Origin of the sequence: Pseudoalteromonas sp. T1lg48, from assembly GCF_002964785.1 — a bacterium.
Taxonomy (GTDB): domain Bacteria; phylum Pseudomonadota; class Gammaproteobacteria; order Enterobacterales; family Alteromonadaceae; genus Pseudoalteromonas.
This window is the reverse complement of the sequence record NZ_PQCC01000004.1, coordinates 498952-513912: the sequence shown is the minus strand read 5'-3', so window position 1 is coordinate 513912 and position 14961 is coordinate 498952. Positions and strand designations below refer to the sequence as shown.

The following is a 14961-nucleotide window of genomic DNA, read 5'->3' as shown; positions in this document are numbered from 1 at the left end:
TTTAAGACTATTGTTGTGTTTTGAATGGGGGCCAACAAATGCGTACGAATCTGCCGGTGACACAGAATGAACGTCACTTCGCGAAAGACCAAAAATTGATCTCGGTGACCGATTTACAGGGCAACATCCTTGACTGTAACCAGGCGTTTATCGATATAAGCGGTTATAGCCGCGAAGAGCTTATCGGTCAGCCACATAACCTTGTCCGCCACCCGGATATGCCAGGCGCCGCCTTTGCTACCATGTGGCGTTATCTTAAGGCTGGTCAGCCTTGGATGGGACTGGTTAAAAATCGCTGTAAAAATGGCGACCACTATTGGGTGGATGCCTATGTGACGCCCATTACCGAGCACGGCCAGGTGGTGGGGTATGAGTCGGTGCGCAGTTGTCCCGCCCGAGAGGATGTTAATCGTGCTGCGGCCCTATATGAGCAGGTCAATGCCAATAAAAGTAGGCTCACGCTGCCCGACAACAGTGAGTTTTATGTGCTTATGGTCGCCTTTGTGGCGGCAGCTGTGCTGTGGTTTTTCGAACAGACATTAGCCGCCGAGGTGGTGATGGTGGGCAGCGTCATTCTTTTTGCAGCCTTCAATACCTTCTCTCGATTACGCCTTAAGAAGCGTTTGGACCAGCTTATTGAAGGGCGTTTTAACGATCCGCTGGCGGTATTAAGTTATTGCGATCACAGCGGTCCCCTCGGGCGTCTCCATGTAGCCGTAAAGGCGGAGCGCGCCCACCTTGGCACCATTTTAACGCGTATCGATGATGCCGCAGCCCGCGTGGCCGACGATGCCCAGGTGAGCTTTAATCTGTCTACTAATGCCGGTCAGCAAATCGACGCTCAACATCAGCAAACCGAGCAAGTGGCGACGGCCATGAACGAGATGACGGCGACCATTGCCGAGGTATCGCAAAATGTGAACCTGACCTCTGAGCAGGCCCGGGCCGCCAATGAGCTGGCTATCGAAGGGGCTGAGGTGGCGCAGAAAACCCGCGCTTCAATCGAAACCTTAGGGCAGACGGTGGCGCAGATCAGCGATTCGGTGCGCGGTGTCTCCGAGCAATCCGGCTACATTGCCGCGGCGGCACAGATGATTGAGCAAATTGCCGAGCAGACTAACCTTTTGGCCTTGAACGCGGCCATCGAAGCGGCGCGCGCCGGCGAGCAAGGGCGCGGCTTTGCCGTGGTTGCCGATGAGGTGAGACAACTGGCGCAGCGAACCCAGCGCTCAACCGGTGAAATTCAAGGCATTATTAATGAACTCAATGCCCGCAGCGAGCAAGCCGTGGTGATTGCCGAGCAGGGACAACAGGAATCACTTATGGGCCTGGAAGAAGTGGAGCGCAGCACGCAGATGCTTGCGGGTATCGTCCAGGCGGTGGCCAATATTAACGATATGGCGACGCAAATGGCCGCGGCCGTGGAAGAGCAGGCCCATGTGTCCGAAGACATTAATAGACAAGTAGTGGGTATTGCCGAGCTCGCCAATGATTCACAGCAAAGCTCGGTGCAGGCGCAAAGTGCCATTACCCGCTTGACCAAGGTGGCCGACGATTTATGCGAGTTGGTGGTGCGCTTCGCCAAACACTAGGTGTATTTTGCTGGCGCCTGTCACCCCGAGATGGGGAGTCAGGCACGGCAAACAATTTGAGTTCTGCTGGTTGTTAGCTTAGATTGGCGATAACAGAATCTTCAGGTTTCCCCTATGCATGCACATATTGAGCGCCTTTATGGTATTGCCGCTAAGCCAGAGCGTATTATTATCGGATTAATGAGCGGCACCTCCATGGATGGCCTCGATGTCGCCCTGTGTCGCGTACGTGGTGCCGGTACCAAGACTCAGGTTGAGGTACTTAAATTTACCACCTGCCCCTATCCCGATAGTTATCAGCAGCGGGTGCGCCAGGTCTTCGCCAAGCGTGAGATCGATCTGCAGCACCTTACCTTGATCAATCCCTGGATTGGGCAGTTGCATGGGCAATTGGTGAATGAGTGCTTGGCGCGTTGGCATATAGATACTGACAGCGTCGATGTTATCGCCAGTCATGGGCAAACCGTTTTTCATTGTCCGCAGAGCCAGCACGGGCTCAGCGACTTTGGCAACGCCACACTGCAGCTCGGTGACGGTTGTCACCTAGCCCGTACAACCGGAATTATCACCTTAAGTGATTTTCGCCAAAAACACATCGCCGCAGGGGGCGAAGGCGCGCCATTGGCTGCTTATGGCGATTATTGGTATTTTGCCAGTAACGAGGAAAACCGAGTGCTGCTGAATATAGGTGGCATAGCGAATATTACTGTACTGGCAAAAAATGCGCCTTTAGAGCAGACCTTATGCGCTGACATCGGCCCAGGCAACACCATGTTGGACGCCTATGTGCAGCGTTATTTTGCTCCCCTTGAATACGACCAAGACAGTAAACTGGCTAAACGGGGCAAGGTTGATCCGGCATTGCTTCAGGCGCTCACGGCCCAGCCGTTTCTTGCTAAAGCCATGCCCAAAACCACGGGCCCGGAAGTATTTAATCTCGCCTATTTGGCGCAATGCCAAAAGCAAAGCAATACCCAGGAATTAAATCATCATGATGTACTGGCCACCCTGTGTGAATTCGCCGCGCTGGCGATTGCCAAGCAGCTTAATGTCCTGGCAGAGCAGCTCGGTGAAATTAAGGTCTATGCCAGCGGCGGGGGCATTCACAATCCATTGCTGATGGCGCGCATTCGTGCCCATTGCCGCGCGGGCATAAGCCTGGACTCGTTGCAACTCTTAGGCATAGAGCCGGATGCCAAGGAAGCGGTGTTATTTGCCCTGCTCGCCAATGAGACCTTGGCCGGCAGCACCACGAGCGATGCCGGTCATGCGGGCATGCCGGCGGTAAGCATGGGCAAAGTCAGTTTTCCCGACTAACCCCAAATGCGTTGGCAGTAGTCGACCAAACGGCGGGCTTTGGATTTACTTTGCAGGCTAGGGGTCAGGCTTTCGTAGAGGCTTTGCGGGTGCAGATGAACGCTAAACTGAGCACTTTCTTTGATGATCTCATGACGACCATGCAGGCTTAGCTGCAACAGTCCCTGACCCTGCATTTCAAGTTGAGCCGACGCGGTGTTTGGGCGAAGTGTTAGAGCCACTATAGCACTGTTAAGATCGCGCTCACTGACGCGGTAGTGCGCCTGCAACTGGGCATGGCGTTGTTCGGCAAAGCTCACGCTAGCATGAAGACAGTCCCCGGGTTGGGCATTGTTCGGCAGACGGCAAAGCAGTTGCGGCAACTGTTCGGGCGCGCCTAAAAGCACGGGCTGCTGCGTTAAACTATCAAAGTCTGCTAAAGCATTGTCGTTACGCAGTGAAAACACTGCCAACGGAGAGCGAAACTGGGTCATATCCTGTCAATTATTGCCGATTTGCGGACAATTATGCGCCGTCTAAATGACAGTTTTATGACTTAGATCGAAATTTATACTTTTTTGTTAGCTTAACGTAGCTTTATGCCCGTGTTATTTATTCGCTCGCTCGTTCGTTATTAGGAACCCAGTTTAAAGTCTAATCGGACCTTGGTTGTGGCCGCAACCGGCTGCCCATTTTCAAACTTGGGGGCATAACGCCATTGTTCAACCGCTTTACGTGATTCGAGTTCAAATCCAGCGCCCCCCTCTGAATCCAGTATTTCCGCTTGCTCTACAAAGCCGGCCGAGTCTATGGTGATTTGCATTTCCACCCAGCCATTTTTGCCTTTCTTGGCTTCGGCGACGGGGTATTTTGGATGAACGCGGTATAACGGGGTTTGCTCTGCGTCTGCAGTCCAAGGGCGCATCTTTGCTATGGCCAGGCAATGTTCGGTGGCATTGTCGCTCTCCCCCTTTGCCTCGTAGAGCTCCACAAGCATGGAATGTGCCTGTAGCTCTATGGTGTGATCAAACTCAAAGTTGTCGTCGAAGACGTTAACCACATTAAGCAATCGCTCTATAGCATGGTTAACGTTGCGCTTCGATGCCTCTGCAAATGCCTGATTCAGGTTTAAACGTACATACTCGACCGTGTCTTGTGCGAGTTTGCCATCATAATTACCTTCTGCCTCATCGAGGTAGACCCGAGCTTGGATCATGGCGGCTCGGCGGAATCTATGGCGCTGGATTAACACCTCCGCAGCATTAACCTGGATATCCGCTACAAACTTGGGCTTGTCACTTTCTTTGGCTATCTCTATGGCTTTTTCCAGATACTCTACGGCACTTTTCCACTCATCGGCGCTTTTGGCCAGCCCAAAGAGTGGGTCTATTAAAGTGAGTTCAGACGTCTGCTTGTCCTTGGTTAAAATCGATAAGGCCTGTTGATAAAGCCCTCTGCGCTGCTCTCGTAATTCTTTGGAGTGAACGCCAAGGGTACCGGCATAGTTGATTGCCAGGTTAGCTGCATTGACGGAGTCTTTGCCGAATTTCTCGACGCCTAGCTCGTAGGCTTCTTTGGCGTATTCTCCAGCGGGTTTCCCGGCGGCGACGGCCTCGTTGTACTTTTGGTAAGACTGGCTAAAGTCATCACCTTGTGCCGATACTGAGGTGCTTAATAATGCCGAAACGGCGAGTGGGAGTATGGCCTTTAACATTTCACTGTCCTTGTTATGGTTAGAATCTCAATTACCACAATGGAGAAAATAATTAACTAAATTTATTTAAATATTTACTTTTAGTTACAAGTATCACAGGTAAAAGTGTAAATCAAAGGCTATGGGTAATAGGGAAGCTTTTGACAAATAAGTTAGTGGCAGTGACCTAGTTTTAAACTTGGCTTAACATTCAGGCCAGGGTGTGAAAGCGGGTTTATCGAACACGGCTTAAAAGCAGGCGGAGGTGTTGGTTGAGCACAAAAAATAGCGCCTAAGGCGCTATTTTTTGCTTTGGAGTCAATTAGGCGCCATGGTATTTTGCGCCTGGCATGGATTTATTTAAACACCACTTCTTTTTGCGAGCGGCTATAGTGACGCTGTTGTTCCGGGGTCCATTCACCATTTTTTAAATATTGTGTTGTGACCACAAACTGCCCATCTACGTATGAGCTGGTGGATTTCACCCGAGTGATCCCTTCAATGCTGCCGCTCACATCTTCATAGGCAACAAAAGAGCCGTCGTCAGTGACTTCTAATGTACCCTGAGTGTAAAAGCCTGCGGTGGTGAAGTAGTAGAACACCAGGGATTCTTTATCTTTATCCCAAAAAATCAGAGATTCTCCGCCATAGGCACCGTCATTAATACTGTGCATAGTGCGTATCGCAGTGCCGTTAAGTGCTCGTTCCCACTTGCCCACATCGGTGACATCAGGTTGTTCGGGGCCCATGCTGAAGGTTGACTCCCAGGTACCCAGGTAAGGTTCGAACACTTGCAGTTCGCTGGCAAGTTTGCCATTAGCACTCGCTATATGGGTACACAGTAGTAATATGGCGGTTAGTAAGTATTTCATCGGCGTTTTTATCTCGCGTAACCTTGGTTGCCTTTAAGAGTGAACGACAATCCTTGCGGGATCAAGAAAGAAGCAATAAATACAGTTAATTAGCAAGAATATTCCGGCCCTTTGTGGGTACTCAAAGGGCCGGAATATCGCCAACCATTACAGCAGTGATACAAGCTTGTAAGCGCTTAAGCCGACCACGGTAATAATAATCGGCAGGCTCAATAGGTTTACCAACCAGTTATTTTTATATTGGCCCATCACGTTTTTGTTATTTAGTAACCATAAAAGGTATATACAAACAATGGGCAAAAGTAAGGCATTGCTGGCTTGGGCAAAGATGATCACCGCTACGGGGTCGAGCCCCAAGCTGGCAACCGTGGTGCCAAAAACCAAGATGGCGAGGGCTACCAGCTTAAAGCGCATATCTTCTACCGCGTCTTTGCCTCCGAGCATACCACAGACCGCATAAGCGCCGGCTAACGGAGCGGTAATCGCACTGGTTAGGCCCGCGGCAAATAAACCAATGGCAAAGAAATACTGAGCATAGCTGCCGAGTAGGGGTTCCAGCTGATTCGCCATATTAGCGGCATTGAGTGGACCCGTATGCTGGCCAAAGAAGGCAACGCTGGCGGTGGCGACTATGGCCAGGGTGATAAGGCCACCAAGGCCCACCGAAAGACCCGTGTCCCAATTGTGAGTTCGAATGGCTTGGCCTACATCCTGTGGTTTGGCATCTTCTCTGGCTATCACTCCAGAGTGTAAAAACAGGTTATAAGGCACTATGGTGGTGCCAATCAACGCCAGCACTGTGGTTAATGAGTCTGTAGGCAGGCTAGGCTTAAATCCGGCAAATAGCTCGCCAAACGATGGCGCTGCAAGCACCATGGTGGCTATAAACACTATGCTCATCACACCCACCAGGAGCATCAAGGTGCGCTCAATTAATTTGTATTTGCCGCTGTAAAGAAGCAGGGCGCTGACAAGGGCAATGACCGGTGTCCAGAGGCTACCCGTCTGCTGTCCAAAGAGCCCTTGTAAACCCAGGCTGGCGCCACTGAGGTTACCAGCCTCATAGGCGGCACTGCCGATGCCAATGGCGCTGATCACCAAAAAGATAGCCAAATACTTTAACAGCGGCTGGTTAATATTATCACGCAGGGCCGGCGCTAAGCCTTGACCGCTAACCACGGCCAACCGGGCTGCCATGCTCTGCAATAAAATCGTGGCAAACACCGAAAACACCAGCGCCCAAAGCAGGGTAAAACCAAAGTTGGCGCCGGCGACGGACGCGGTGGTAATGGTGCCTGGACCGATAAAAGCGGCGGCAACGAGCAGGCCTGGGCCGAGTTTTTTCATATTATTAACCCTGTCTTTTTTAGTGCTATCCAGCTAAGCGCTCATCAATATTCTTGTTATCTAGTGCAGGCTAATAAGATATAGAAAAGCTGGCAATAAAGAAACGAGTCTACTTTTCAGTTTTTTCCAGTTCGGGGTGCTCCAGTAACACAGCACCGCTGCTATGCTCCGCTAATTGGTCGTCTGGGTTGTATATAGGGCAATGTTGCATCGACAGGCAGCCGCAGCCGATACAGCCATCAACCTTGTCTCTAAGCCTCTGCATATAGGCAATCTTCTTATCTAACTGCCTTTGCCAATGCTTCGATAGGCGCTGCCAGTCGGCCTTGGTGGGTGTGCGCTGATCCGGCAAGGTACTCAGCGTCTCCTTAATTTCTTCAAGCGTTATGCCCATAGTTTGTGCCGCCTTGATCACGGCGATGCGCCGTAATACATCACGTTTATAGCGGCGCTGGTTACCCTGGTTGCGCCAACTGCGGATCAGTCCCTTTTTTTCATAAAAGTGCAGTGCTGAGATACTTATGCCGGCGCGGTTGGCGACCGTACCAACGGAGAGTTCTGTGGCTGCCATCTGTACTCTGCTCCAAGTCAAGGTCTGTTTATAGAGCGAGATTAATATCGTGACTTAAACAGCGCAAGTAACTTCTTTTTTAAGGTTTAATATGTATCAAATTGTATTTTAGTGCTGAATATAACGCTTCTCTTATTTGGCGTGTTTTACGCAAAAATAAGCGCGTTTTCTAGTCTTTTCGGTGGTAAATCGAGCGCGTTTGTAGCTGCTGTGTAAATAAATATTTATCATCTAATGAAAAAATGTGGGTTTTTTAATCCTTTTTATGTTGTCAAATGTAACTTGAGTCGGTAAAAAAGGAGTGTGCCCAATATTAACTGTGCTGATTCAGCTCAATTACCGGTCTTTTTTTGGGTAGGTGATAATAATAATTCAGGGAATATAAAATGTTTAACAAGTCTAAAATCGGCAGAGCGATTCAATACTCTTTGCTTCTAGGTTCAAGCGTTACAGCGTTTTCCTCTTTTGCCGCTGATGCTGAAACGGCAGTTGAAGAAGAAGCTCCAGAACGTATCGAGGTTACAGGCTCTCGTATCCGTACCGACAGCTTCGCCAGTGATACCCCAATCGATATCATTTCTGTAGAAAGTGCCACCGAGCAGGGTATCAACACCCTGGGTGAACTACTACGTACCAGTACCATTGCCGCAGGTTCAAGCCAGGTAACTTCTGCCTTGACAGTAGGTTATGTAACCTCAGGTGGTGCCGGTGCTGAAACCATTTCAATGCGTGGTCTAGGCGCAAACCGTACCCTAGTACTACTAAACGGCCGTCGCGCCGGTCCTGCGGGTACCCGTGGTCAGGTATCGGCGTTCGACATGAACGCATTACCAATTTCAGCCATTGAACGTGTTGAAGTATTAAAAGATGGTGCCTCGTCACTATACGGTTCTGACGCGGTAGCAGGTGTAATCAACATCATCACCAAAAAAGGCGATGATAAGTCGGTATCTGTAGACATCAGCCAACCATTTGAGTCGGGCGGTGAAACGCAGCGTATTAACTTCTCAATCGGTGAAGAATTTGAAGATGGTTCTGTACGCCTAGTGGGTGACTACAACGTACAGCAAGAGCTACTTCGTGGTGACCGTGATTTCTATGACTGTTCAGCTCGTCGTTTCTATGACCAAGATGGTAACCGTGCCGATCCAATCGATCCGCGTACCGGCGATTACCATTGTAATGACGCCCCATACGGTATTTGGCTAGTGGGTGTGGGTGCAGAAAACGTACCTGGTGGCTCTCGTGCATTTTATGACTATGACGGCTTCTTTGCCGCCAATGGTTACGATAGCTTCAATGACTGGGCAACGGGTGCTCCCGCTGACTTCACTACCCCAGAAGGTTGGTATCCGGTTGGTTACAGTAAAGAAAGCGATGGCCTTTGGCACCGTGATCATCCTTTCCTAGACAAGGAAACGATGACTCCTGAGACCAAAACCTGGTCACTATACTTCCAGGGTGACTTTAGCTTTACCGAAAATGTACGCGGTTACTCTGAGTTGCTGCACAGCTCACGTGAAACAACAACTCAGGCATATCGTCAATTCTGGACTGCCGACTATGGTTTCCAACCTGCGGGTGTGGCTGATGGCTTCGGCGGTGCTGCCTACATCCTGCCGGTGGCGCTAACCGATCATTACGGCTCTGACACCGAAGTAGATTATACCCGCGGTGTACTAGGCCTTGAAGGTAATATCGGTTTCTGGGAATGGGACGTTTCTTACCAGAACAGTTACAACAAAGGTACTTACGGCAATAAGGTCATTTTCCGTGACTCTATGCTAATGGCGCAGGATCACTTCGCCAATGGTACATCATGTAGCGGCGAAACGACCCAATATTCAGGTAAAACTTGTGTCGATGTGCCTTGGACCGATCCTCAGTTCCTATATGGTAACCCTTCTGCCGAAGTACGTGACTTCCTATTCGGTAAGGAAAAGGGCGAAACTATTTATAAGCAACAAACTATTGAAGCTTATGTCACTGGCGACCTATTTGAACTTCCTGCCGGTGCGGTAGGCAGTGCATTCGGTATGTCTTTCCAAAAAGACGAATTAGATGACACTCCTGGATTCCACAGTGCAAATGGCAACTCCTGGGGTCTATCAAGTGCAAGTCGTACTGCGGGTGATCAGAATACTCGCGCGGTATTCGGTGAAGTACGTATTCCAATCGTAGAAGGTCAGTCTTGGGCTAACCGTATGGATTTAACCGCATCGGGTCGTTGGACAGATGTGTCAACTTACGGCAGCGATACAACCTACAAACTAGGCCTTACCTGGGAAGTGGTTGACGGTTTCACCATCCGAGGTTCACGCGGTACATCTTTCCGTTCACCGGCTTTGTTTGAGCTATACCTAGCTGGTCAAACAAGCTTCGGTGGCCAAATGTCGGTGGATCCTTGTTATAACTGGGGTAACCGTCTAAGTGAAGGCTCAGTAACTCAACAAGTTGCTGATAACTGTGCCGCCGACGGTGTTCCTGCCGATTATACTGGTGCAAACACCAGTAGTGCGACGCTCGTAACCAGTGGTGGTGAAGGCCGTCTAGAAGCAGAAACTTCGGTATCTGAAGGCTATGGTTTTGTATGGACCAGCCCAGCAGACACCTATGCGTTCTCAGCCGATTACTACGATGTCAAAATTGATAACCAGGTTGCTAACCTAGGTGGCTCAGATATCACGGGCAGCTGTTACCGTTCAGAAAACTTCCCGAACGATCCATTATGTTCGCAGTTCACTCGTAACGACGGTACGAACGGCGACTACGGTATCGATACTATCTTCGGTGGTTACACTAACGTTGCCAGCCAAGGTACGCGTGGTGTGGACTTAAACTTCACCTATCAGGATGACTTCGACTTCGGTTCACTTCGCTTTAGCTTAGAGCACACAATCCAGATTGAGCGCACTTACCAGCTATTTGCTGATAGCGAGCCAAGCCAGTACATCGGTGAAATCGGTGATCCTAAGCACGTAGGTATCGGTCGACTAACTTACTCTAACGACGATTGGAGCGTTACTTGGACCACTCGTTATATCGATAAGACAAACGATTACGAGTACTTCGACGACAGCAACGAAACTACGTACCGTGGTGAGGACGTGACCTTTATCGCGGAAACACCAACAACCTTCTACCATGCACTATCAGGCAGCATGCAGTTCGATAACCTAGACGTTACTATGGGTATTTCGAACCTGTTCGACAAGATTCCTCCTCAGGTTTCTCCGTCTTACGTGCGTGCAACGGGTAACTCTGCATTGTATTCACAGTATGACAACCTAGGTCGTCGTTTCTTCGCAAACGTGACTTACAACTTCTAATTTAGGTTTTAACCTGGATTAGATGCTGAAATACTAATAAAAGCCCTTCGTTATGGAGGGCTTTTTTTTTGAAAGGGAATATCATGATCAAGCAGCTAACTTATGCGTGTGCCTTGGCTGTAATAGGCAGCAGTGGTTCAGCCATGGCAAAGGTCAATCAGCAAACTCTTGAGGACTACGCCCGTCATGCCAAGTTTATCGATATGAAAATATCGACCAAGGGCTCTTATTTGGCGGCCACGGCACGTGCCGACGACGGCTCAATGCGCTTAACCGTGTTGAGTGTAAAAGACAGAGAAATAGTTTCTATTATTCAGGGTAAACCGGGGGAGTCCATTTTCCAGTTTGATTGGGCCAGTGACGATCGCATCGTTGCCGCTACGGCACGGGATTATGGCATGTATGAGCAGCCATACCTAACCGGTGACATTATGGCCGTCAATGCCGATGGTTCAAACAAAAGAGTGATTGCCGGGCCACGCTCCGGTGGTGACAATATGAAAATCGCCTTTATTGCCGATGTTCTGCCGGAAAATGACGATCAAATTATGATCACCAGCCGATCGCCATTTTCCAATGAACCCTATATTGAATTGGAGCGGGTCAAAATTTCTTCTGGGCGTAAGCGGAGCGAGGGGAAAATTCCATTACGCGCCTATAAAAATGTTGGCGTCGGGGTTATCGTCGATGCAAAAGGGAATCCCAGGGTGGCGCTGGGTACCGATCCTAACGGCGGCAATCAGTCGGTCATTGTGGCGCGTGAAAACGAGGATGCTCCATGGCAGGAAATCATGCGCTTTGACGCCAACGAGGGCAGCTTTACGCCTTTAACCTTGCTTGATGAGCACACCCTGGTCGGGCTGAGCGATAATAATACCAATACCCAGGCCATCACCACCTTAAATTTAAAAACCAACAAGCAAGAAGTGTATGCCGCCCACCCTAAGACAGATCTGCTTCCGGTGTACAGTTATAAGAATGGCCGCCCGGCGGAGGTCATAGGTGCCGCCTATGAATACGACGAGATTGATGTCTTATTCTTCGATGGTATTAAGGATAAGGGTTTTGCTTCGGTTATCCATAGCTTAAGAAAAGCCTTTAAAAACCAGATTGTAACCATTACCTCATCGACCTTGGACAACAAGTTGATGGTGGTTAGAACGGCCTCTGCCAACAACCCGAGACAGTTTTACCTGTTTGATAATGAGCGACGCAAATTATTGCCTTTGAGCAAGGCCAAGCCTTGGCTTGACGTCGCGGTTATTCCTCAAACCCAAATAATCGACTACCAAAGCCGCGATGGCCACACCATAAAAGCCCTGCTGACCTTACCTCTGGGAGAAGCGAAAGACTTGCCATTGATTTTGCTGCCCCATGGCGGCCCACACGGTATTCGCGATTCCATCACCAGTATGGATGGCGATGCCAAGGTACTGGCCAGCCATGGTTATGCGGTGCTGCAGCCGAACTTCCGTGGCTCAGGCGGCTATGGCAAAGACTTTGAACAACTTGGTCATCGCAATTGGGGCACCACCATGATCAATGATATGACCGACGGGGTGCAGCACCTGATCAGTTCGGGCATTGCCGACAAGCAAAGGGTCTGCGTCTATGGGGCCTCTTACGGCGGCTATGCCGCGGTACAAAGTGCTATTCGAGAGCCGGACTTATACCAATGCGTGGTCGGGTTTGTCGGTGTGTACGACCTGGACATGATGTTTAATGAGGGAGATATTTCCGAGGCTAAGGCCGGTATTAATTATCTCAACCGGGTCTTGCCAGCAACCAAGGAAGAGCGCCAGGCGCAGTCGCCTGTGTATAATGTGGATAAGCTTAAGGCGCCTATCTTTATCATCCAGGGAAGTGATGATGCGCGGGTGCCTAAAGAGCATGCGTTTGCCCTGCGCGATGCCTTAAAGGAAAGAAATCATCCTTTCGAATGGATGATGAAAGACGGTGAGGGGCACGGTTTTTACAACCCCGACAATAACATCGAGCGTTGGCAAAAGATGCTCGCGTTTTTTGATAAATACATAGGTGAATAACTCGGGTTATTGATATATAAAAAAAAGCCTGCATAGCGCAGGCTTTTTCATAAAGAAGGGTGTGCTTAAGGCAACGCCTTAGTCTTCTTTTTGTGCGTCTTTTACCGCTTTGAGTTTGGCGGCGTGGTCAATCTTAAATTCCGGCATGTCTTTGTTGCCTTCCATCAAGTAGTTGTCCATCCAGCGCATTAAACGCAGGCTGTAGTCATATTGTGCCGCAACCTTACGGTTACCATGGCCTTCGCCCGGGTAGTACACCAAGCGTACGTCTTTGCCTTGCACCTTCATGTAGCGATATAGCTCCATGGATTGTGCCGGGTGCACGCGAGGGTCGTCTTTACCATGCATAATAAGCAGTGGCGTTTTCGATTGACCTGCCCAGTAGATTGGGCTGCGCTCAAGGTACCATTGCCACTTATCCCACGGGTAAGAGCGGGCGTGAACCAGGTGCATTTCGTTGGAAATATCCGTGGTACCAAACTTTGAAAGCTGGTTGGTCACACCCACGAACATCACGCTGGCGGCAAAGTGTTCGGTCAGCTTGGTTGCACCCCAAGCCGAGGCATAACCACCGTACGAACCACCTGTGATACCCACGCGTTTGCTGTCAACCAGGCCCATGTCTACGAGGTATTGTTTCATGTCGACTAGGTCGTCGAACTCTTTACCGGCATAATCGTTTTGACCCAGCTTAGAGTACTCTACGCCTTTACCCGTTGAACCACGGTAGTTCGGGTAGAACACAGCGTAACCGCGAGCTGCGCCCATTTGCCCCGGATCTGAATAGCTTGTTACCCAGCCATTTTTGTCATGGCTTTCAGGACCGCCGTGTACCGCCATGATCAACGGATACTTCTTACCTTCTTCATAGTCGAGTGGGTAAACCAAGACACCACCGATTTCAACGCCATCGCGGGCCTTAAAGGTCAGCGCTTCTTGCTTAGCGAAGCGTTTGTCATTTAACCAAGGGTTTGAGTCGCTTAAACGCGTCGCCTTTGAGCCACGCACCATATACACCTCGTTCGGGTGTTTGGCGGTGTTGGCACTCAGGGCCAGAGTCTTGTCCGAGTCTGAAATGCTCAAAGAGCCGGCGATAAATTTGCCTTCTTTTACCAGCTTCTTGTATTTGTTTGAGCCTACTTTGATCTGACCGATAAAGCTTTCAGGGCTAACCTGAGCCACAAAGTTTAAGGTGTTGCGCTTGTTCGACCATTCAAAATCGCTGATATGACCCATAAAGTCAGGCAGCCATTCATTGATCTCACCGGTTTCGGTATCGGCAAGGTATAAACGACCGGTAGCCGGATCGTGCTTGTCGTCGGCGCCAAGAATCGCCACGTAGCGGCCATCGTGAGAAAGCTCGGCAGCGCCTAGCTTACCTTCGGTTTTAAATGACAAGGTCACTTGCTTGGATGCGACATCGAATAGGTGCCATTGTGACTTCATATACTTGTCATCAATAAGCGCCGTAGGTTGGGTCTTCACCAAGAGCTTTTTACCATCGGCTGAGTAATTCATGTCGCTGACATAACCATCAATGCTAATGGCTTCTGGGTCTAATGGCTCGTCTGACTGGCTAAGGTCAACCAGGTGCAGTTGTTTGTTGTCCAGACCAAGTTCGTACACCTCGGCCATAAAGCCAAGTTTTTTCAGCTCTTTTTCAGACTTGTCTTTTGCCGGCATGGCCAGCAAGGCTACCTGCTCGCCATTGGGGCTGAGCTCGTAGCTGGCAATGGCGCGACCTTTGAGGGCCATTACCTTTTGGGCCTGACCGCCATCAACGGGGATCTGATACAGGGCCGTGAATTTATCTTCTGCAAGCTTGGCCAGGAAATAGATGTGTTTGCCGTCGGCAGACCAGCTAATGCTCTTGATATTGACCTTGCCGGTAATAAACGGACGCTCAACGCCTTCATCATCAATAACGTACAACTCGCTGTAGTTAAGACCGTTTTTGTCCTTGTATAGCTCACGTGGCAGTGAGCGAGTAAAGGCCACCTGCTCGCCATCCGGGCTTACTGCGGTTTGTAAAACGCTTTTAATTTTTGGAATGTCTTCAACGGTAATGGTGTCATTGGCAAACGCCGGTGCGCTTATGCTCACGGCCATGGCCAGGGCCAGCGTCGATTTTAATAATTTCATGTCTGTCCTTCGCTTGTTGTCAGTAGTCGATATTCTACAAAAGCGCGACACGAAAGCCAGTGTTTGCGATTAAG

The 14961-nt window shown here is 49.8% G+C and carries 10 protein-coding genes; 4 read left to right on the top strand and 6 right to left on the bottom strand.

Translation table 11 applies throughout. The features are described from left to right. Window positions 1-38 precede the first annotated feature (38 nt). Both C2M29_RS07795 and C2M29_RS07790 read left to right on the top strand, forming a co-directional pair. On the top strand, window positions 39-1592 hold the full coding sequence (locus C2M29_RS07795; RefSeq protein WP_105189212.1) for a methyl-accepting chemotaxis protein: 1554 nt from the start codon (window positions 39-41) through the stop codon (window positions 1590-1592). 114 nt (window positions 1593-1706) lie between these two features. Further along, entirely contained in the window at window positions 1707-2909 is a 1203-nt protein-coding gene (locus tag C2M29_RS07790) for an anhydro-N-acetylmuramic acid kinase (RefSeq protein WP_105189211.1), read from the top strand. Here C2M29_RS07790 and C2M29_RS07785 read toward each other — a convergent pair. The 5 genes from C2M29_RS07785 to soxR all read right to left on the bottom strand — a co-directional run bounded on the left by C2M29_RS07785 (window position 2906) and on the right by soxR (window position 7371). Beyond that, on the bottom strand, window positions 2906-3382 hold the full coding sequence (locus C2M29_RS07785) for a hypothetical protein (RefSeq protein WP_158684675.1): 477 nt from the start codon (window positions 3380-3382) through the stop codon (window positions 2906-2908). The two genes, C2M29_RS07790 and C2M29_RS07785, sit on opposite strands and share 4 nt — an antisense overlap. 140 nt (window positions 3383-3522) lie before the next feature. After that, window positions 3523-4602, bottom strand: a complete 1080-nt coding sequence (locus tag C2M29_RS07780; RefSeq protein ID WP_105189209.1) for an energy transducer TonB — start codon at window positions 4600-4602, stop codon at window positions 3523-3525. Between the two features lie 335 nt (window positions 4603-4937). Beyond that, window positions 4938-5453, bottom strand: a complete 516-nt coding sequence (locus tag C2M29_RS07775) for a hypothetical protein (RefSeq protein ID WP_105189208.1) — start codon at window positions 5451-5453, stop codon at window positions 4938-4940. Window positions 5454-5600: 147 nt separating this feature from the next. After that, a complete protein-coding gene (locus tag C2M29_RS07770) occupies window positions 5601-6800 on the bottom strand; it encodes an Nramp family divalent metal transporter (protein ID WP_105189207.1) in 1200 nt (399 codons plus the stop codon). A 109-nt stretch (window positions 6801-6909) separates the two neighbouring features. Next, the gene (gene soxR / locus C2M29_RS07765; protein ID WP_105189206.1) at window positions 6910-7371 is read right to left on the bottom strand and encodes a redox-sensitive transcriptional activator SoxR; all 462 of its coding nucleotides are present in this window, start codon (window positions 7369-7371) and stop codon (window positions 6910-6912) included. A 386-nt stretch (window positions 7372-7757) separates the two neighbouring features. On the opposite strand from soxR, the gene C2M29_RS07760 reads away from it, so the two are divergent. Then, window positions 7758-10700 (top strand): TonB-dependent receptor plug domain-containing protein, encoded by a 2943-nt coding sequence (locus C2M29_RS07760; RefSeq protein ID WP_105189205.1) that lies wholly within the window; start codon window positions 7758-7760, stop codon window positions 10698-10700. Between the two features lie 83 nt (window positions 10701-10783). Beyond that, window positions 10784-12745, top strand: coding sequence for an alpha/beta hydrolase family protein (locus tag C2M29_RS07755; RefSeq protein ID WP_105189204.1), 1962 nt, complete (start codon window positions 10784-10786; stop codon window positions 12743-12745). Between the two features lie 78 nt (window positions 12746-12823). Here C2M29_RS07755 and C2M29_RS07750 read toward each other — a convergent pair whose 3' ends face one another. Then, window positions 12824-14887, bottom strand: coding sequence for a S9 family peptidase (locus tag C2M29_RS07750; protein ID WP_105189203.1), 2064 nt, complete (start codon window positions 14885-14887; stop codon window positions 12824-12826). Window positions 14888-14961 lie beyond the last annotated feature (74 nt).